Annotated in this window: 20 protein-coding genes; 14 read left to right on the plus strand and 6 right to left on the minus strand. The window is 40.7% G+C overall.

Annotation, left to right across the window (positions count from 1 at the left end; all coding sequences use genetic code 11):
* Positions 1-270 precede the first annotated feature (270 nt).
* Positions 271-1,308, plus strand: a complete 1,038-nt coding sequence (locus P2W71_RS02790; protein WP_276366735.1) for an arginyl-tRNA--protein arginylyltransferase — start codon at positions 271-273, stop codon at positions 1,306-1,308.
* Positions 1,309-1,312: 4 nt separating this feature from the next.
* Here the strand turns inward: P2W71_RS02790 and P2W71_RS02795 are convergent, their stop codons facing one another.
* Together P2W71_RS02795 and P2W71_RS02800 are read right to left on the minus strand one after the other, a co-directional pair.
* Positions 1,313-2,632: a hypothetical protein gene (locus P2W71_RS02795; protein ID WP_276366738.1), complete on the minus strand. Its 1,320-nt coding sequence runs from the start codon at positions 2,630-2,632 to the stop codon at positions 1,313-1,315.
* 99 nt (positions 2,633-2,731) lie between these two features.
* Entirely contained in the window at positions 2,732-3,322 is a 591-nt protein-coding gene (locus P2W71_RS02800) for a hypothetical protein (protein ID WP_276366740.1), read from the minus strand.
* Positions 3,323-3,557: 235 nt separating this feature from the next.
* On the opposite strand from P2W71_RS02800, the gene P2W71_RS02805 reads away from it, so the two are divergent.
* Positions 3,558-5,654, plus strand: coding sequence for a M48 family metallopeptidase (locus tag P2W71_RS02805; protein WP_276366743.1), 2,097 nt, complete (start codon positions 3,558-3,560; stop codon positions 5,652-5,654).
* Positions 5,655-5,761: 107 nt separating this feature from the next.
* Here P2W71_RS02805 and P2W71_RS02810 read toward each other — a convergent pair whose 3' ends face one another.
* Complete coding sequence (locus P2W71_RS02810; protein WP_276366746.1) at positions 5,762-6,238, minus strand: hypothetical protein; 477 nt, start codon at positions 6,236-6,238, stop codon at positions 5,762-5,764.
* Positions 6,205-7,149, minus strand: a complete 945-nt coding sequence (locus P2W71_RS02815) for a M6 family metalloprotease domain-containing protein (RefSeq protein ID WP_276366750.1) — start codon at positions 7,147-7,149, stop codon at positions 6,205-6,207. The genes P2W71_RS02810 and P2W71_RS02815 overlap by 34 nt, the downstream gene beginning before the upstream one ends.
* 141 nt (positions 7,150-7,290) lie before the next feature.
* Between P2W71_RS02815 and P2W71_RS02820 the strand changes: the two genes are divergently transcribed.
* Together P2W71_RS02820 and P2W71_RS02825 are read left to right on the plus strand one after the other, a co-directional pair.
* Complete coding sequence (locus P2W71_RS02820) at positions 7,291-9,438, plus strand: FUSC family membrane protein (RefSeq protein ID WP_276366754.1); 2,148 nt, start codon at positions 7,291-7,293, stop codon at positions 9,436-9,438.
* Between the two features lie 99 nt (positions 9,439-9,537).
* Complete coding sequence (locus tag P2W71_RS02825) at positions 9,538-10,194, plus strand: class I SAM-dependent methyltransferase (protein ID WP_276366756.1); 657 nt, start codon at positions 9,538-9,540, stop codon at positions 10,192-10,194.
* A 70-nt stretch (positions 10,195-10,264) separates the two neighbouring features.
* On the opposite strand, the gene P2W71_RS02830 is transcribed toward P2W71_RS02825, so the two are convergent.
* The gene (locus tag P2W71_RS02830; protein WP_276366759.1) at positions 10,265-11,611 is read right to left on the minus strand and encodes a HAMP domain-containing sensor histidine kinase; all 1,347 of its coding nucleotides are present in this window, start codon (positions 11,609-11,611) and stop codon (positions 10,265-10,267) included.
* 176 nt (positions 11,612-11,787) lie between these two features.
* On the opposite strand from P2W71_RS02830, the gene P2W71_RS02835 reads away from it, so the two are divergent.
* The gene (locus tag P2W71_RS02835; RefSeq protein ID WP_276366761.1) at positions 11,788-12,603 is read left to right on the plus strand and encodes a glucosaminidase domain-containing protein; all 816 of its coding nucleotides are present in this window, start codon (positions 11,788-11,790) and stop codon (positions 12,601-12,603) included.
* Positions 12,604-12,631: 28 nt separating this feature from the next.
* On the opposite strand, the gene P2W71_RS02840 is transcribed toward P2W71_RS02835, so the two are convergent.
* On the minus strand, positions 12,632-13,168 hold the full coding sequence (locus tag P2W71_RS02840) for a GNAT family N-acetyltransferase (RefSeq protein WP_276366763.1): 537 nt from the start codon (positions 13,166-13,168) through the stop codon (positions 12,632-12,634).
* Between the two features lie 151 nt (positions 13,169-13,319).
* Between P2W71_RS02840 and P2W71_RS02845 the strand changes: the two genes are divergently transcribed.
* The 9 genes from P2W71_RS02845 to P2W71_RS02885 all read left to right on the plus strand — a co-directional run bounded on the left by P2W71_RS02845 (position 13,320) and on the right by P2W71_RS02885 (position 19,156).
* Positions 13,320-13,505 (plus strand): hypothetical protein, encoded by a 186-nt coding sequence (locus P2W71_RS02845; protein WP_276366766.1) that lies wholly within the window; start codon positions 13,320-13,322, stop codon positions 13,503-13,505.
* 23 nt (positions 13,506-13,528) lie between these two features.
* Positions 13,529-14,446 carry an EamA family transporter gene (locus tag P2W71_RS02850; protein ID WP_276366768.1) on the plus strand — a complete coding sequence of 306 codons (918 nt, stop codon included), beginning with the start codon at positions 13,529-13,531 and terminating at the stop codon, positions 14,444-14,446.
* Positions 14,422-14,823 carry a DHCW motif cupin fold protein gene (locus tag P2W71_RS02855; RefSeq protein WP_276366771.1) on the plus strand — a complete coding sequence of 134 codons (402 nt, stop codon included), beginning with the start codon at positions 14,422-14,424 and terminating at the stop codon, positions 14,821-14,823. The genes P2W71_RS02850 and P2W71_RS02855 overlap by 25 nt, the downstream gene beginning before the upstream one ends.
* Positions 14,811-15,278, plus strand: coding sequence for a GNAT family N-acetyltransferase (locus P2W71_RS02860; protein ID WP_276366773.1), 468 nt, complete (start codon positions 14,811-14,813; stop codon positions 15,276-15,278). Before P2W71_RS02855 ends, P2W71_RS02860 begins: the two co-directional genes overlap by 13 nt.
* 9 nt (positions 15,279-15,287) lie before the next feature.
* On the plus strand, positions 15,288-15,848 hold the full coding sequence (locus tag P2W71_RS02865; RefSeq protein ID WP_276366776.1) for a GNAT family N-acetyltransferase: 561 nt from the start codon (positions 15,288-15,290) through the stop codon (positions 15,846-15,848).
* 85 nt (positions 15,849-15,933) lie between these two features.
* The gene (locus P2W71_RS02870) at positions 15,934-16,413 is read left to right on the plus strand and encodes an OsmC family protein (protein ID WP_276366779.1); all 480 of its coding nucleotides are present in this window, start codon (positions 15,934-15,936) and stop codon (positions 16,411-16,413) included.
* Positions 16,414-16,431: 18 nt separating this feature from the next.
* Complete coding sequence (locus P2W71_RS02875) at positions 16,432-16,947, plus strand: DinB family protein (protein WP_276366782.1); 516 nt, start codon at positions 16,432-16,434, stop codon at positions 16,945-16,947.
* A 112-nt stretch (positions 16,948-17,059) separates the two neighbouring features.
* Positions 17,060-17,668 (plus strand): FMN-binding negative transcriptional regulator, encoded by a 609-nt coding sequence (locus P2W71_RS02880; RefSeq protein ID WP_276366785.1) that lies wholly within the window; start codon positions 17,060-17,062, stop codon positions 17,666-17,668.
* 84 nt (positions 17,669-17,752) lie between these two features.
* Positions 17,753-19,156, plus strand: a complete 1,404-nt coding sequence (locus P2W71_RS02885) for a pyridoxal-dependent decarboxylase (protein WP_276366788.1) — start codon at positions 17,753-17,755, stop codon at positions 19,154-19,156.
* Positions 19,157-19,170 lie beyond the last annotated feature (14 nt).

A 19,170-nucleotide genomic window follows, 5' to 3' on the forward strand; every position in this document is an offset into this window, starting at 1 on the left:
TACAATTAGGATGATTCTTTATCTCTGGTGCGGAGATTTAAATAGTAATAAAGCGATGGTCAAAATGTAAACTCGCGACATCCATTCATCGACCAAAGGCCAGAAGGGACGCTGCCGCTTAAAATAAACTTTAAAACCCTCCCGCAGTAACACGGATAGCCAGAAGAAGTTATCAATATAATTGTGCAAACTGACCAGTAACATTTATGTCTTGAATTGGTAAAGTTTGTACTTTTGGAAATTATGTTTGCTCAAGTACACTGCCCTGAAATGTTAGCTCCTCAAGAGCTTGATCACTACCTTGAGCGCGGATGGTTCCGCATGGGCCAAACCATTTTTACCACAAATTTTCTAAATTTTAAAAGCAATTTCTATAGTGCCATTTGGTTACGGATGCTGCTGACAGATTTTGAACAAGATAATACGCAAAAGAAGCTGTTGAAAAAAAATGAACGATTCAAAATCCAAATTAAGCCGGCAACCGTAACTCCAGAAAAAGAATTATTGTTTTTTGCTTATAAGCAGAATATTTCCTTTGAAGCATCGGCTTCATTACATACGCTTCTGTATGGTAAGGCCACGCATAACGTCTACAATACCCAGGAAATAAATATCTACGATCAAAATAAATTGATCGCAGTTGGATTTTTCGATTTAGGAGAAAACAGCGCCGCAGGCATTAGCAGTTTTTATGATCCCTCGTATAAAAAATTCAGCTTGGGAAAACATCTGATCTATCTTAAAATAGCATACTGCAAGAAATTGGGATTGCAATATTTCTACCCAGGATATTTTGTGCCTGGATATTCGTTATTTGACTATAAGCTGAATATCGGAAAATCAGCACTACAATATTTGGAATTTACTTCCAATAGATGGAGACCCATTAAAAATTTCGCAAAGAACTTAAGCCCTTTTCAACAGATGCAGGATAAGTTGCAGCTATTGCATCAATATTTGTATAACATCGGAATTTCCAGTAAAATATTGAAGTACGAATTCTTCGATGCGAATTTAATCCCCGAGCTTGAAGGAATTGTGCTGTTTGACTTTCCAATATTTCTTGCATGTGATGGATTATCGGAAGACGATCTGATCATATTTAATGTATTGGATCAAAAATATCATTGGGTTAAGTGCAAAAGCGTGTGGGCATCGACGGCAGCTACCAATCCTGAGATGTATTCATCACACGTTTTTAAGTTCGATCACAACGTTTTTTCCTCAGAAATGCCGGAACTCCTTTGCTCGGCTGTCCTCAATGAATTAAATTCAGAAGGGAAATTTCTAAGGGCAAATTCGATGTAAACTATTAATTCCGCGTTCTGATGATTGTCTCTTCCTGGATCCAGCAGGTAGCAAGTTTGATTTTATCTCCACGCTTGTAGTTGACTTCAAAGATTTCTTCAATAGAAGGAAATGATGATTTTGCATTTGCCATCTTCGGCCTGTCCCCAGCCTTTTCGTACATATCATAGGCTATTAAAAAAACAAGGCGGTCATCCGCTTTACTTTTCTGTCTAGCACACTCATCATAGCTGTTCATGTACATATCACCGATCCTTGCATAAAATTCCTTTTTTGATGGATCAATACCGAGTGCTCTGATGTACAGCTCGCGAGCATTAATATGATTATTCAATATTTGTTGCTGCTGTGCCAGCAATCCAACTATTTCCGCCTTATCGGACCCATTGGAAGCGAGTTGCAGGGCCTCGTCTAACATTTTTGTAGCCTTATCATGCTCCTTATTGGATAAGTATTTTATTCCAAGAATTTTAGCAAGTCCAAAATCTCTCTCAACAGCATGGACAGCCTCTGCAGCTTGAAGCCACAATGGATCTTCGGTACATTTATCCTTCAACATAAAGTTGAAAATATTTTTAGCGAGGTTAATATTGCCAGGATTTTTTTGAAATTCATCGGCAAGATTCTTTTTAACAAAATCACAATTGATTTTTACCAATGTCGAAAGTATAGCGAAATTATCTTCATTTAGCTTTTGATAACGGGCAATGGGCAATCCCCCGCTTTGGGCGTTTTTCATTTTGCGATCAATAATCGTTGTAATCTTATTATAATTCTGCAACACCTGTGTTTCATCAAGTAGTTTATGATTAGCAGAAATTCTCACTGCATGCATGTAGTATTCGGCAAGGCCATCGAGGATCTTATCCTGATTCAACGCAATAGCTCTATCGATAAGGGGCAAAATTTCCTTTGACTTTGCATCATCATTATAATAATATTTAAAAAAAGATAATGCTTTTCGATTTGTTACATTAGCCTCCTCGCCGCAATTTTTTATTCGGAGATCATAGATGATCATCAAGGAATCAATGTATACGCTTTGAAGTTTCAGATCTTTTTCAGTCTGCGCGAGTGCATCAAAAGTCTCTGCACCTTTTATATATAGGCTGGTGCTGAGATTCGGGGCATGTACCAATAACCAGTTGAGGGGACATTTCGCTTCACTATAATGCTTTGAGCCGTGAGCATCTTCAAATAATGCTTTCTTTTCTATAACAGCGGAACTTGCTGAAGCTGAAATGTCTTTACATTGTGCAAACGTATAACTCGTGTATTGCGATAATGAACTAAAAAGCAACGTTAACACCAAGAGCGGTTTCATGCAATACGTCATTTAGTAAGGGAAGTATACTAATATAACATTTTGCTAAAGGAAATACAACACTGCTTAAATACGAATGTTATACTGAACTAACAATGATCAAAGATCCTTAATCCAAATCGAAACATCGTGGGGCGCTACTTCGTCACCGCCAAAATATGGGTACAGTTTATAGCCGCTAGCCTTACCCGAGCAATTTCTCGGTAACGTTACGGTGTTGTTATCTAATGTGAAGATGTAGGAGGTCGCCGTAAATTCAATTTTATATTGGTGATATGCATTAATGGAAGCTGTGCCAATTATTTTGAAGTCACGGACTTTATTGTTATAGGTGTAAGCCAAAATTTGCAATTGTCCGTTATACCATCTCCATCCAAACCGCGCGCTATTAACCTGGTGGAGACTATTACAATCGGACAATCCGTAAAGCTTGTTAATATCAGCCTGATTATTGGCTTTCTGAGAAGTGTAAATGGCGGTGCTATCGAATTTCGCTTGAAATTTCAGTTCGCTTATTTTTTCCTTAAGGGAAGGAAGCTGGTTAGCATCGTGAGCCCCTTTTTCAATCAAATAATGTGTGATGTACTGATTTTCCTCTTGCTGAGGTAGGGGGCTGATAAAAATATCTTCACATGCAATCAGACTAACAAACAACAAAACACTTATCATACGAACGATTCTTTTCTTCACAATTCAATCCCTCCTTAAAATTTTAATGATTTCTTTCGGCTGCAAAGGTGACCAGAACCAATAAATGATTTTTAAGGGGGAAAACGGTTAAAGCATATATGTAAGATCAACCGACAAATTTTAATGCTGGAAGATTAAATACTTTCAAAAAAAATTCCTTGGTTTACTTCCCGACAATAAACCTTATTAAGGTTGATTTCGACAAAGACCAGTTACCTAAAATTAAAGTTAAACCATGTCAGCAATTCCCATTTCTTACCCGATCACTCCCCAAGGTGTAGATGAAACGGTGTTACAACCCTCAAAAGCATTTAAACAAGAAGTCACGAAAGTTTTATTTGCTATTTTTTTCTTCATGATAGTCTATCTATTGTTAATGGTCGCGGCACTATTATTAGCCTTCTTATGCGGCTTTGGTGGAGTCATGCTGGTTACCTATATGCCTAAGTTTTTTACGCTGATGATCGGCATTGGATTGGTTGGGCTGGGTGTCATGGTCATCTTTTTCCTTCTCAAATTCTTGTTTAAGAAGAACAAGGTGGACCGTTCACATCTTATTGAAATCAAGGAACACGATCAACCGGCGTTGTTCTCCTTTATCCGTACGTTAACACAGGAAACAGCGTCTGACTTCCCTAAAAAAATTTATATCTCCTCTGAGGTAAATGCCTCGGTATTTTACGACTCAAGTTTTTGGAGTATGTTTTTGCCCATCAGAAAGAATTTACAAATAGGACTAGGCCTTGTAAATTCTGTTAATCTTAGCGAGTTCAAAGCGATTCTTGCGCATGAGTTCGGTCACTTTTCGCAACGCAGTATGAAGCTGGGAAGTTATGTGTATAACGTTAATCAGATTATCTACAACCTGTTATATGATAATGATAACTATGGGCAAACACTTGAGCGATGGGCCAATATCAGCGGCTACTTTGCCTTTTTTGCAAATATTACAATCCGGATTGTGATTGCCATTCAATGGATATTGCAAAAGGTGTATGCTGTTGTAAATAAAAGTTATATGGCGCTCTCACGGCAAATGGAGTTCCATGCGGATGCAGTTTCAGCATATGTTAGTGGTTCCGATCATTTGATTACTTCTTTACGAAGGCTAGAGGTGGCTGATAATGCCTATAACCGACTTTTCGAATACTATGATCTGTGGCATAAACAAAATTTGAAACCTGATAACCTTTATCCACATCATATTGACCTGATGAATCAGTTTGCACGAGAGCAAGCTATCCCCGTTGTCAATGGGCTTCCTCAGGTAAATTCAAACTCATTTGCAAGATTTAATAAAGCAAGACTTGTCATCAAAGACCAATGGGCGTCGCACCCGAGTACAGAAGACCGTGAAGCACACCTCAACAAGTTAAACATTCGGACAGAGACCGTCACCGATTCTGCATGGGCCCTTTTCAGAAATGCTGAAGCTTTGCAAAAACAAGTCACTGAAAAAATTTATAGTCGGGTAAATTTCGAGAATCCTCCTCAGGCTCTTGACCTGCATTCGTTCCGAAAACTTTATGCCACAGAAGTTGAAAAATACCAGCTTAATCATAAATATAAAGGCTTTTTCAACTACAGAAACATCAGCGTGGTTAATCTTAAATCGTTCGGCGAGTCATTATCGGATGCTAAAAGTCTCGAAGATATATTGAACGATCAAGCACTCGATCTTCCTTACATCATAGAGGGAATGAAGACAGACATTCATCATCTGGATCTAATTCAACAGGGGGTGATGCCTGTGAAAAATTTCGAATTCAACGGAAATAGATATAAAAAAACAGACGCAGCCTTCTTATCTAGTCAATTGAACGCAGAACTAGCGGACGCAGAAAATCAATTGAAAATGATTGACGCAAAAATCATTTCTTTTTTTATAGATGCCGCAGCAAAAAATGGTCAGTCAGCGCGACTCATCGAACGATATAGCGAATTGTTTCAAACCGCTGAAAGCGCGGAGGCAGATTTGAAAAAGTATTCAGAAATCATGGAGATCATCAATCCCATTTTTTATAATAATCTTCCGTTTACGGAAATTCACATCATCATGGCTAAAGTAAAAAACAATGAAATCGTTATAAAGGAAAGGTTAAAAAATCTGATGAATGAGAGCACGATTCCTCAATATTTAAGTGATCAGGATAAAAAAACATTGGAAGATTATCTATCAAAGAACCTTGACTACTTCAGAGAACCAAATTTTAATAATGATGCGCTGATGCTTTTTAATCAAGCAATGCACATCTATCAATCGGTAGTTTCTGAACGAAGCTTTACTATTAAAAAAAATCTTTTGGAATGGCAATTGTCTTTCGTTGAGTGATGAATTTTCCCAGCATCGCCCTAAAGGAATTATGAAAGCCGAGGGTTAGAAAACAGAGAAATTTTAAGAACTCCGATCTTGCCTTTGACGGGTGCTGGTTTCTCTACTTAAGAAGACTTCTTCCTAATCGTTACCTTCAATGTGATCACGCCAGTGTCAGCGTTACGCTTGATGCTTGTTAGCGTTATCCCTGACTTCTTTCTACCGAAGCTGGTTGAGATCTTCCCGGTTTCACCAAGTTTTGTTGTCTTGGATTTACCAGGAAACGGATCGCCCGCATCGCCTTCATTCCAATCCTCCGGATCTTCAAGATTATGTTTGCCGTCTGCCTGAATCAACAACAATGCTGGCGACTCTACACCATTTTGATCCAACTTCTCATCTACACGCCATACCAGAAGTCCTTCGCCTGGTAGATGAAAATCAAATCCCTTTCGCGTTCGGTTTTCAAGTAATAAATACTGACTCGGTTTAAATGCAGGGCTAGTGATTTTTACAACTTTCGCGGATCGTGAACTAAACGGTTTAAGCGTAATTGTTTTCGAGGCCTTTATTGTTTCAACGCTAATCCATCCATGCTGCATTTATGAAGGGCAGCCGGATGTGCTGGTGTTTGGCCGCCATTGTTCCAGGAACCACCTGCCATTAAATCCCAGCTCCCCGAACCATCCCATTCGGAGCCATCATTTTCAAAATCCGGATCATAGAAATCTTCCCATTGAAATGCCAGGTGTCCGAGTTCGTGTGCACATACACCAATTTTGCAATTATGTGGTACCGTAAGATAAATGCTCGCCTGCAGGTTACCTGAAATTGTAACAGGATTTACCATTGTCCATTTATGTGACCAAATGTGATCGCCCGACACTTCAATTGGCATTTCCTCAGCGCCGCGACCAGCGTGAATTATAAATAAAGCTGTGACAATACCTTGGCCCAATTTGTCCAAGTCGGTCTCAAACCGTACATTATGCTTCAGCGCTTCCTGAACGGCATCTTCAGCCAGTCGTTGAGCGTTGTTTGGGTAATCGCTTTCCTTGGTGCCTGAATTTTTATTTGTATAATAGCTGTAGGGTTGTGGCATTCGCAGCCACCCGTGAACTGAACCTGTAATGTCAACTTTTCCCAGCGTCACCTCTGTAAAATAATCATACATGCTACCGGACGGATATTTCTTCTTTGAAAACAATAAGTCCTCATAATGTTTCGGTGCAGTAACACCCACCCTATCGCTGAAATCGACGAGCAGCACCTTAACCCGCAGTGAACCAACAATAGCGCGTGCCGGCACTGATATTAAGTGTGGTGGTGCAAACGCATGCATCCGTTTTACTTGGGCGCCATCGTCCATACCAATCTGATCTTCCGCGGGGTCAGTAAAACCGATGCTTTCCAAATATTTCTTAAAAGATCCTTTAAAACCAGAATTTTTATAATCCATGTAAAGTCGGACCATAACATCGGGCGCAGGAGGAACACGTTGGAAAGTTTTCATTGTCGGAATTTTTACAGTTTGTGGGATGACAGGCTTGTGTTAACGTTTGGGTTGGAGTTCATAGGATGTCTCCTCCATAAATTATAAAACGAATTTATTTAAAGCATGAGAATTATCCTACTTCATGTATTTTAGCGCAACATGCTATCCGGAAAAGACTACTTAAAGGAAATACAAAAGTTTACTACCAGTCAGTACTGGAATTCCGGAGTTCGCATTACCACTGGGGTAATGGTGCCGATGCTTATCATGGTAAACAAAGGTTGGCTTTCGGAAGGTATTCCGTTTTTATGGGGTGCGTTATTTGTTAGCCTCACGGATACACCTGGCCCCATACATCACCGCAGAAATGGGATGATTGCGGGTGTGATATTAAATGCCTTAACGGTCCTCATCACCGGATTTCTGTTTGACAACCACGTACTTTTGCTACTTCAGGTTTTAGTCTTTTCATTCTTCTTTTCCCTGTTGGGTATTTACGGAGCACGGGCCGGCGCCGTTGGCACATTGGCGTTGGTCGTTATGCTTTTAAATATGTCGCCGATGCGTGATCATGAAAATTATGTATTGAACGCAATGCTGACAGCAGGCGGAGGAATATGGTATGCCACCTTCAGCATTATGTTATTCCGGCTTCAGCCATACCGTTTGGCTGAACAAGCGCTAGGTGAACAGCTCATTCAGATTGCCGACTACATTCGTGCACGTGCTGCCTTTTATGAAGCGGGATCGGATATCGACGCTGCCTTTACCAAGGTAATGCAAGAGCAGGTGGATGTCTTGAAAAATCAGAATCAATTGCGCGAGCTTATTTTTAAAACACGACAATTTGTAAGTGATGCCAGCCCGAAGAGTAGAAGCATCATGATGGTATTTTTAGAATCACTGGATTTGTTCGAAGAGACCATGTACACGTACCAGGATTATAAACTATTACATCAGCATACGCGCCATACGGATCTTCTAAAAAAGTTTCACACCGTAATTTTAGAACTAGCTGCAGAACTTGAGCATATCGGTTTATCAATTCAATTGGGAGTACCTGTAAAACGGACTCCCGACTTTACAAATGAACTGTATGAGTTGCGTAATGCTCTTCAGCACCATAAATTGAATTCATCGGGGAAAGTCGTGGGTCAAAGTCTGCATGCCCTGGAATTAACTACGGAAAATATTGAAAGTCTTGTTAACCGCCTATGCAGGCTCGTTGTGTATACGCAATTACAAATTGACATAAACCCGACTTTGCAGGATGAAGAAGAGGAACAACGGAATGCAGCCAGCCAGTTAGAAAGTAAACCGCTTCATGTATCGCTAATACTGGAGAACTTTACGTTACGCTCGAATAATTTTAGATATGCGTTGCGTCTTACCGTGGCCATGATAATTGGTTATACAATTTCTGCTTTTCTTTCAGTAAGTCATACGTATTGGGTATTGCTGACTATTATAACTATTCTCAAACCAGTTTATAACGTAACGCGGCGGAGAAACATACAGCGGGTAGTTGGTACGTTAGGGGGTGTATTGGCAGCGAGTCTTATTCTTTATCTTGTTTCTAATGAAACATTTCTTTTAATTTTATTGATTTCGAGCATGCTGATGGCATATAGTTTTTTACGAATCAACTACCTCGGTTTCGTCATTTTCTTAACCATTTATATTATCATCACATTTCACTTTCTTAATCCGACAGAGTTTAAAAACTTAATCGGCGAACGCCTGGTGGATACCGCGATTGGATCGATAATAGCTGCGTTAGCGGCACGATTTATTTTTCCAGTATGGCAACATGAAAATATTAAGAGCGCTATGCAAGAAGTGTTGGAGGCTAATCGAAAATATTTTCTTGCCGCCTGGCACCAGATCACGGGACAAGGCACGGACCGTTCAGCCTACAACACGGCTCGCAACGATGCAATTGTTGCCTTAACCAATCTGTCTGATAATTTCCAGCAAATGCTTGTCGAGCCGGGACAAGGAAAGCGTTCCACTTTGATACATCAATTTGTTATTGCCAGCCATGCACTAACCAGCAGGATTTCAGCATTGTCGCCAAAAGACCTGTTAATGATGCCTCAGGATAATTTGCCCCAATGGTCGGAAAATATTCCGGCGATCTTACAAGAATCTGTCGCCAATTTAGATAGCGAGTATACGCTTTCACCAAAACCTGCTTTCGTGGCGAAGCCCTCAAAATCATCTGCTATAAATCTGGTGTCAATTATAGATTCATTGGCGCAGGAACTGAGAACCATTACAAAGAAAATTGCCGTGGACTCAGTTTAACAATATTGTTAGTCATAAAATATTCTAACAAATGGCCTCCACTCCTATAATATAGTTAACCGAACAACAGTTTCTTTTATTTTTGTAAAAAGTTACTATATGAAATTTCAGTTGATTCAACCGCGGATAATTTTGTTATGCCTGGTCTTGCTTTCATTTTCAACGGCAGTTTATTCCCAAGCCAACAAAAATCAAAAAGCACTTGATGAAAAAGTTCAAGCGTTTCTAACGAAAAATAAATCGAAGTGGCGTGACTTAAATGTTCCTTACGAGGATGGACAGGTGTTACATGATTTGATTGTCAAGCACAGGTACAAGTCCGCCCTTGAGATCGGCACGTCTACCGGGCATTCTACAATTTGGATTGCTTGGGCGCTTAGTAAAACCGGGGGCAAACTAATAACTATAGAAATTGATGAGGACAGGTATAAAGAAGCGCTTGCAAACTTAAGAGAAGTAGGGCTTTCAGAATATGTAGATGCAAGATTGGCCGATGCACATGAGCTGGTGAAAAAATTAGAGGGGCCGTTCGATTTCGTCTTTTCGGATGCTGACAAGAACTGGTATACACAATATTTTAAAGAGCTCGATCCCAAGCTGTCAGTGGGTGCCTGCTTCACTGCGCACAACGTGAACAACAATTTCAGCGGCATCAATGACTTTATGCAATATGTAAGAAGTAAAAATAACTATGAGACTACTGTGGCTGGGTCAAAGGACGAAGGTGTGTCCGTGAGTTATAAAAGGAGCCGATAGTTAATGTCGGGTTCATGCGACCTCGGGGCGGTAATTTAAAGATATCTAACGAGCCAAATTTTCCAGCGCATCAGACTTGGTTTGCAACAACACTATGTGCGGAAGAGCGGGTATTATTTGCAGTAGTTTCCTTCGGAAACTTCACAACGAATGTACTTCCCTCTCCATAAACCGATGTTAGAGCAATGGTCCCTCCAAGTTTCGAAACTGCTTCTTTAGTGATGAACAGGCCAAGACCGCTACCCGTCACGCGATCCGAACCGCGATAAAACATGTTGAAGATTTTTTGCTGGTGCTGTGGCATAACGCCCGAGCCGTTGTCTTCAACAAACAAAGAATTTTGTTCGCTATCGAATCCTACAAGTATGAATGGGTTTTCCTTATTCAAATCGTGATATTTAATAGCATTGCCTATCAGGTTGCTAAGAATAACCGTCAGCCGGATTTTATCGGATGTTAGAATAAATTCATCCGCGATTTCTTTTTTAAATTCGATCTTGTCTGCCAATCCATCAAATTTTAAATTTTCGATTACTTCCTCCACAAGCTTTTTAAGAGCAATGGGTTCGCAAACAGTTTCCGTCCGGGCATTCCGGGAATAGTCTATGATCTCACGGATGAAGTTGTCTTGCGCTAAAACACGACCCTGAATCATTTTAATAATTTGATTTAGTTCGCCCGGGTCCTTCGTAAGATTTGCAAGATTAATTAGCCCAAGGATTGAACTAAGCGGAGAACGCAGGTCATGAGAAACGCTGTATACAAACCGGTCGAGGGCCTCATTTACTTTTTGAAGTTCTGCATTCTTCTGACTGGCAAGGTTCTCTTTTTGAATCAGCTCATCTTCTGATTGCTTATTTAAATTCATTTGGAAATATATAGCAAGCACAGATATGGCAAGCGCAATAAAGTAATTCACGGCAAAAGTGATCCGGATATACGATTGCGTGAGGGGTGTTACTTCAATTATCTTGATATCGCTATAGTATGCGATAACAAACAATGCGGAACTGAAGAGTACCAAGATTAAACCCGTTTTATTGTCGTCGAAATCAAGAATGGCAAACGAACTTATGCCCACTGGAATGAAGAATAGAAATACACCTGTTTCCAAAGGATCAATCAACGCAGACCAGAATACCAGAAGATTGATGGATACAATTAAACTGATCTTAGCTGCTTTATATTTTTTTGATCGTAATAAAAGCAGTGAAAGCACTGCCATTAAAAACAAAACCCCATAAGTTGGAAGTGCATAGTACACGTTGCTTACCAAATCAAAAACAGTATACATAACAGCTACTACTATACAGATAGCAGCAAGGTAGCCGGTTAGTATTAACCGCTTGACTTCGGATCGGGTGGCTTCAGTATCCTTCCCGAGAAATAATTCGCTAAACTTAAAGACCGCAGCCAACTACTTTCTTGAATTAATAACTAAAGATGTAAATTAAGAAGGGACGAACCTAAAAACCTATCACTGTAAACAGGGATGTTACAAGAAACATGGTTTACACCGCTTAAAACTTACATGCTCTTAATGAGACCTGAATCTCATCTGTATGACATGTTCAACATTTATAATTTTAAACTATGAAAGCTGTTTACCATGCCTGGTGCTTTGCATGTATCACGCTTGCCTTTGCAGTGCTGGCGGGATGTGACGGTAAACAAACTTATGTCATCAAATCCAAAATCATAAAAGTCGATTCCTTAGACCAGATAGTCGCTATGCACGATTCGCTGGTATGTCCGATTCTATACACCAACATTACTGGACTTGAACACCTTCCTCTCCATCAGGCAAAACGAAAATTCATTTCAGCTATCCTGCCGTCGATACTGGTGGCAAAGCATGAGATTCACAACCGTAAAACAAAGGTGACGGCCCTCCGCGATAAAAAGATCTGGAACAATTCCGACAGTGCTTACTACGCCGAGATGAAGCGAAAGTACAACGCCAAAAATATCGATGACCTCTTGAATAGAATGGTCACTTTGCCCAATAGCGTCGTACTTGCTCAAGCTGCCATTGAAACCGGATGGGGCGAGTCTCGTTTCTTTGTGCAAGCCAGTAACCTATTTGGCATTTGGTCTTTCAATGACCAAGAGGCCCGGATCGCAGCTGGAAAAAATAGGAACGATAAGACCATCTTCCTCCGGTCATACGATGATATGTCTCGATCGATTTCAGATTATTTTGAAGTATTAGCCCGGCATAATGCTTACAAAGGTTTACGAAGCGCCCACCAGCGAACCAATGATCCGTATAAGTTGGTCACGCATTTAAGAAATTATTCTGAAAGAAAAGGTTGGTATACGCGTCAACTGAGAAAAGTTATCAGGCAAAATAATTTAACGAGATATGATCGGTATCGTATTGATCCTGATTATCTGGAATTGGAATAGGCATTGTTGTATGTTAACACGTATCGTGCTATCGGAGTTTAAGCGCTAATCTGAATCCAAACACGGGTAGATCTCCTTGCATAAAATCCAAATCTTTTGATCGCTTAAATCCAAGACGTTCATACATTTTCCAAGCCGTTTGCATAGCATCTGTCGTGTGGATAATAACTTGAGAATTCCTTTTTGCTTGCGCCTTGCGAATACATTCCAAAGTCAATAGTTTGCCCACACCGCGACCCCTATAAGCGGGGTTCACCCCAAGCAACCGAAATCCGGAAGAACGCGTTTCTTCGGTAGCACTTCCACCAGAACCATAATACTTCATGTCACCAAAATAAACCACGGCTCCTGCAATCGTCTTTTCTTCCGAGATAGCTACAAGAAGTTCTGTTTCAGGTTTACTGGTTAATACACCAACATTTAAAAGCATATTGTAATACGTAGGTTGATTTTCAGGTTTAGGAAAACCTTTCAACTGTGAATAAACCTGTACGAGCAATTCTCCGATTTCCGAGAATTCTTCGGGTTGTGCATTTCTTATTGTGAACACCGGATCACGCATCATATCATTTTAAAAACACATGATTGCAAAATAAATAATTTGTGTCAGACTGTAACAGGAGGACTCTGCAAACTGATCTGGTACAAAATAATAAAACTGAAACTGTTTTTTTTACGTATTAATAAGAAGTTTTGTAACCATAATTCCGATGTTCATGAAAAAGATTGGAGCACTCTCTACTGGTATTGTTATCGTGATTGCTATCCTCGCCTTGCAGCGGGAAAGTATATCTGTGAACATCAAGCGAATCTTTCACGAAGTAACGCATGATATTGAAAACGGAATAATTACCGTATATCACGAAATTAAGTCTTTCGTTACAGCGATTGATGGGGTTTAAGAGTCGCCGCTAAAATTGAAGCCGTGAAAAAAGATTTACTGATTCCATACATAGCATTAGGTGCAATCTGTTTGATCTGGGGGACTACATACCTGGTGTTAAGGATTGCAGTATTGCATTTTCCACCTTTGTTGTTTGTCACCATACGACAAATCATTGCTGGTGCTTTATTAATTGGTTTTATGCTGTTGAGCCGAAAAGTTGTTTGGCCAAATCTGGCTCATATTAAACGACAAGCGATCGCAGGCTTTTTTATGATTTCACTTGGCAACGGACTTGTTGCGTGGGCAGAAGTGCTTATACCTAGCGGCGTTGCAGCTATTATTTGTTCGCTTATGCCTGTCATGGTTATTTTAATCAACCTGGGAATCAATGGATCAGAACGTCCAACGGCCGCCATACTGATCGGTGTTTCGTTAGGCCTGGCAGGTATTATCATGATCTTCAAAGAGCACCTCGCACAATTCTCCCAGCTCGAATACCAGATAGGGATTTTTGCCATATTCATTGCTGTAATCAGCTGGGCTGGCGGCAGCGTCTGGTTAAAAAGACGAGGCAACGATGGCAATGCTTTTATGAATGCAGGGCTGCAGATGTTTTTTGGCGGGGTGTGGCTTATTCCAGGCGCTCTGTTATTTGAAGATCTCAGCCGTGTAACCTGGTCAGCAGAAGCACTCTATTCACTTATTTATTTAGTTCTCATTGGATCTATTGTAGCGTATGCATGCTACTCGTATGTGCTTAGAAAATTACCAATGACTATCGTTTCACTTTATGCATATGTGAATCCTATCGTCGCCGTCCTTTTGGGATGGATTGTACTTAATGAAAAGCTGAACATTCAAATTGGTATTGCTATACTGGTTACGGTCACTGGGATTTACATCGTCAATCTGGGCTATCAAATTGGAAGATTATGGAAACAACAATTTTCAAGATGAACCTTGCGCATACGCCCATCTTGTTTCATACGACCAATTGGAACGCCATTCCCGTAACAGAACATGTTGGGGAAACCGGTATCGCAAGGTGGCGAACTGTTCAATATGAATCTTTAAGAATCCGCGTGGTCGAATACTCAGAAAATTATAAAGCAGACCATTGGTGCAAACTCGGGCATATATTATATTGTTTGGAAGGAGAAATGATTACGGAACTTTCAGACGGACAAACTTTTAAGCTATCACAAGGAATGAGTTACCAGGTAACCGACGGGGCCAGTGCGCATAGAACTTATTCTCATAAAGGAGTGAAAGTACTCATCATCGATGGAGGTTTCCTAAAACCACAAAACATTCACAATCCATGGAAAATGTAGTTCTTGAAATGATCGAATATCAACCGGAGCACCAACCCTGGTTTGAAAAATTTAACCGCCAGTGGATCGAGGAGTATTTCTGGATGGAGCCGATCGACTATGAAGTGCTTCAGCGTCCCGATGAATACATTATCAGCAAGGGGGGCAAAATTCTTGTTGCGACCTGCAACAAGGAAATTGCAGGAACGGTGGCCTTGAAATATGTTGATCCTACCACTTATGAATTTACCAAGATGGCAGTCGACTCAAAATTTCGTGGATTGAGAGTAGGCCAGGCGTTAGGTGAAGAAGCCATCTCAAAAGCGAGAAATCTTGGTGCTACAAAAATCATTCTCTATTCACATACCGTGCTGGTGCCTGCTGTATCACTTTATAAAAAACTCGGATTCGTAGAAGTACCTGTGGACGGACCTTACAAACGAAGTAACATAAAAATGGAATTAAAGCTGGTTTAATGCTTAGTTATGAAGTCTTCATCAAAACAAATATTTGAAACCTCCACGCCGTTTTCAACACGACTGGCGACTGCCGAAGATATCGATGCTCTTGTTGAGGTCGGACGCAAGACCTTCTCCGACACTTTTGCTGAGGCGAACACTGAAGAGGATATGAGCATTTATATAGAAAAAACATTTACGGAAGATCAGGTAAGAAAAGAAATTAGCGATCCCGCCTCAACATTTATTTTGGCCGAAGACGCAGGTATTGTGATCGGATATGCGAAACTCAGAGAAGGCAACAATCCACCTGAATTGACAGGCACAAATGGAATTGAGATCGAAAGAATATATGCTGTCAAAAACTACCTGGGGAAAAACGTGGGGAAAGCCTTAATGCAAACTTGTATTGAACTTGCCAGACTACGAGGTTATCAAGTGGTTTGGCTTGGCGTATGGGAACACAACCCAAGGGCCATTGCTTTTTATGAAAAATGGGGATTTAAAAAATTTGGTTCACACCCGTTCTTGCTAGGAAACGATTTGCAGACAGATTTGCTAATGAAAATGCCGCTGAAACAAGTTTAGGAACTAAAGCTAGTGATAAACACCTATATAAATATTTTCAATATTAGTACACTAACGAAAACACACAGCCACTTAAAACACTGCTATGGGACTTCATCACTATCATATCAAAACTACGTGGACGGGAAACCGGGGGCAGGGAACTTCTGATTATAAGAGTTATGACCGTTCTCATGTAATCAGCATTTCTGGTAAACCCGACATACAAGGTTCTTCTGATGCGGCGTTTCGCGGAGATAAAACAAAACATACGCCAGAGGATTTATTTGTAAGCACGCTTTCCACCTGTCATATGTTGTGGTACCTACATCTCTGTGCTGTTAATGATGTGGTGGTCACCAACTATATCGACGAGGCTACGGGTATCCTGCAAGAAAGTCAGAATGGTAGCGGCCAATTCGCCGAAATAACTCTAAATCCAATAGTAACGGTCGCCGACAAAACCATGATTGACAAAGCAAATGCATTGCACCACGATGCGCATAAAATGTGTTTCATTGCCAATTCCGTAAACTTTCCGGTGGTTCACAAACCGCTGGCGGTAACATTACAACAGGCGGTCTAGGTAACCTTTAAGTCAGGCATGGAAAAATTACTATGGTTTAAACGACAATTCACTTTCGGAAAGCCTACAGGAATGTTGCCGTTCTATATCGAGCGACTAGAAGGAACAATAGCCCGGATAGAAAGAAAAGTAAAAGGGGTTTCAGAGGAAATTCTGTCTACAAGATTGAACAACAAGTGGTCAATAAAAGAAAATATTGGACACCTGGCCGAGGTAGATGAAGTGGCGTTAAAAAGAATTGACGAAATCATATCGGGGGCCTCAATTTTATCGCCGGCTGTTTTCGAGCCAAAGGCGTATTTCGAGTGGCCGATACATGAGGTGGTTAACTATTTCAAGGAAGCCCGAAATAAAAATCTACAGCGATATGGGAGCTTAACCAGCGACGAACTTGAAAGATCATCTTTACATCCTAGACTAAACCTTTTGATGACACCAGTTGATCTGGCTTGGTTCGATGCTGAGCACGATGATCATCATTTGGTCAGCATGAATGAAATATTACAATTTTTGCAACACCGCTCGTATGCTTAATGGTGTACCGCCACAGAGACGCAGAGACCCGGAGAAGTACAACGTATTACTCTGTGCGCTCGGTGGTGATACCTGAGCATCCAACAACTTTTGAAAATTATTTTCTCAACTTATGTACATTCCTAAGTATGCCCAGAATGATGATATGGCAGACATCATCAAATTCATCCGTCAAAATAGTTTTGGAATCCTCGTTAGTCAATCCGACGGAAAACTGATGGCAACACATATTCCATTGCAGCTTTCGCACGATGCGAAAAAACTATCGGGTCACATATCGCGGGCAAATCCTCAATGGAAAAAACTTTTGAATGAATCGGAAGTCATGGCAATATTTTCCGGACCGCATGCTTACATTTCTTCTTCCTGGTATGATCATGAAAATGTTCCTACCTGGAACTACATCGCAGCACATGTGTACGGCAGCATTCACCTCATAGACGGAGATAAACTCTATGAATCATTAAAGCACCTGATCGATACATTTGAAAATTCTTCGGAACATCCTGTTAGAATGGAAAGTATGTCACCTGAATATATACGCAAGTCTATGCAAGGGTTAGTGGGTTTTGAAATTGAAATCACAAGTATAGAAGCAACTTACAAGCTGTCGCAAAATCGAGATCAAAAAAATCATGACAACATCATCCGTGAACTTGAAAAGCAACCAGATGTTGGTGCACATCAGATTGCAGCGGAGATGAAAAATAGAAAATTCTGATGAGCTATATTAGATAGCCTGCACTGTCTTGATGAACAATAACTGAGACATTTAACAAATACTGACAAGTATAAATTCTTTAACATGCATCGCCAATTAAGAACCGATTTAAATAATTTCGAGAAAATTTTGAGTCACACAACAGCAGTGGCTAAAGAACATCTCAATCAATTAGATACATTACCTCCTGGGCGATTCATTTCTGATATACCCTTACAAGATCTTCCTTTAAAAGGGATAGGTGCCGAAGCAGTATTGGATTATTTTCAAAAAAATTTCGCTCACCAAATGGCCAACAGTACTGGCCCAAGATATTTTGGTTTTGTAACTGGTGGTTCAACGCCCGCTTCCATCGCGGGAGATTGGTTGGTCAGTGCTTATGATCAAAACGCCTGCGGCAGCAACGACTCTATTGCACCCCAACTTGAACGTCAGACCATTCATTTCTTTAAAGAGCTTTTTGGATTAAGTGAAGCATACTTTGGGTCTTTTGTAACGGGGGCAACGATGGCCAACTTCACAAGTTTAGCGTTGGCACGCCAATGGGTGGGCGAGCAACGTGGTGTGGATTTTAGTAACGACGGACTCTGTGAGGCAGCGCCCATAAAAATTCTTAGTGGAACGCCACATTCCAGTATCATGAAATCACTATCCATGTTGGGCATTGGGCGCAAGTCCATGATTAAAATTGAAACACTGCCTGATCGCGAGGCTGTAGATATTGTTGCCTTGGAAAATAACCTGAAGGAAGCCGGCGAACCTGTCATTGTTGTTGCCAATTCAGGAACGGTAAATACTGTTGACTTCGATGACCTTGAAGCCATCGGCAGGTTAAAATCTAAATACAACTTCTGGCTACACGTTGATGCTGCTTTCGGCGGATTCGCTGCTTGTTCAGAAAAGTATGCCCACTACCTTTCTGGAATCAATCATGCAGATAGTATTACCATCGACGCGCACAAATGGTTGAATGTTCCATACGATGCCGCAATGCAATTCACACGTCATAAAAGAACGCAGCTTCAGGTATTTCAAAACAGCGCCGCGTATCTCGGTGATCCTGAAAAAAGTCCGGATTATTTCCATTATACACCAGAAAATTCACGGCGTTTCAGAGCGTTACCTTCCTGGTTTACGTTGATGGCTTACGGCAAGGAAGGCTATCAGGAAATTGTAGAACGCAATTGCGAGGCGGCTCATCATTTTGGAGAGCTCATCAAGGCTTCGGAAAATTTTCAATTACTTGCTCCGGTAAGAATGAACGTGGTATGCTTTACACTCAGAGAAATTGATACGACAATGGAGGCAATAAAGAGGTTCCTCGATGGTGTTCGTGATGATGGCAGGGTATTCTTTACGCCAACAGTTTATAGAGGTATTCCTGGCATCCGCGCGGCCGTATCTAACTGGTTGACAGAACGCGAAGACATGGAGCTGGCATTTGAAGTGATAACCGTAGTGAATCAAAAAATGAAATTACAGGTTTAAGCGTTTGCCGGAGG

Source organism: Chryseolinea sp. H1M3-3 (genome assembly GCF_029360725.1).
Classification (GTDB): Bacteria; Bacteroidota; Bacteroidia; order Cytophagales; family Cyclobacteriaceae; genus Chryseolinea.

Bases quoted from the DNA above. Each gene is read 5' to 3' on its own strand.
- P2W71_RS02880 (WP_276366785.1), top strand. From the start codon at position 17,060: ATGTACATTCCTAAGTATGCCCAGAATGATGATATGGCAGACATCATC.
- P2W71_RS02810 (WP_276366746.1), bottom strand. From the start codon at position 6,238: ATGCAGCATGGATGGATTAGCGTTGAAACAATAAAGGCCTCGAAAACA.
- P2W71_RS02815 (WP_276366750.1), bottom strand. From the start codon at position 7,149: ATGAAAACTTTCCAACGTGTTCCTCCTGCGCCCGATGTTATGGTCCGA.
- P2W71_RS02820 (WP_276366754.1), top strand. From the start codon at position 7,291: ATGCTATCCGGAAAAGACTACTTAAAGGAAATACAAAAGTTTACTACC.
- P2W71_RS02790 (WP_276366735.1), top strand. From the start codon at position 271: ATGTTAGCTCCTCAAGAGCTTGATCACTACCTTGAGCGCGGATGGTTC.
- P2W71_RS02855 (WP_276366771.1), top strand. From the start codon at position 14,422: ATGGAAACAACAATTTTCAAGATGAACCTTGCGCATACGCCCATCTTG.
- P2W71_RS02840 (WP_276366763.1), bottom strand. From the start codon at position 13,168: ATGATGCGTGATCCGGTGTTCACAATAAGAAATGCACAACCCGAAGAA.
- P2W71_RS02865 (WP_276366776.1), top strand. From the start codon at position 15,288: ATGAAGTCTTCATCAAAACAAATATTTGAAACCTCCACGCCGTTTTCA.
- P2W71_RS02835 (WP_276366761.1), top strand. From the start codon at position 11,788: ATGAAAGCTGTTTACCATGCCTGGTGCTTTGCATGTATCACGCTTGCC.
- P2W71_RS02825 (WP_276366756.1), top strand. From the start codon at position 9,538: ATGAAATTTCAGTTGATTCAACCGCGGATAATTTTGTTATGCCTGGTC.
- P2W71_RS02870 (WP_276366779.1), top strand. From the start codon at position 15,934: ATGGGACTTCATCACTATCATATCAAAACTACGTGGACGGGAAACCGG.
- P2W71_RS02875 (WP_276366782.1), top strand. From the start codon at position 16,432: ATGGAAAAATTACTATGGTTTAAACGACAATTCACTTTCGGAAAGCCT.
- P2W71_RS02805 (WP_276366743.1), top strand. From the start codon at position 3,558: ATGTCAGCAATTCCCATTTCTTACCCGATCACTCCCCAAGGTGTAGAT.
- P2W71_RS02885 (WP_276366788.1), top strand. From the start codon at position 17,753: ATGCATCGCCAATTAAGAACCGATTTAAATAATTTCGAGAAAATTTTG.
- P2W71_RS02860 (WP_276366773.1), top strand. From the start codon at position 14,811: ATGGAAAATGTAGTTCTTGAAATGATCGAATATCAACCGGAGCACCAA.
- P2W71_RS02795 (WP_276366738.1), bottom strand. From the start codon at position 2,632: ATGAAACCGCTCTTGGTGTTAACGTTGCTTTTTAGTTCATTATCGCAA.
- P2W71_RS02845 (WP_276366766.1), top strand. From the start codon at position 13,320: ATGAAAAAGATTGGAGCACTCTCTACTGGTATTGTTATCGTGATTGCT.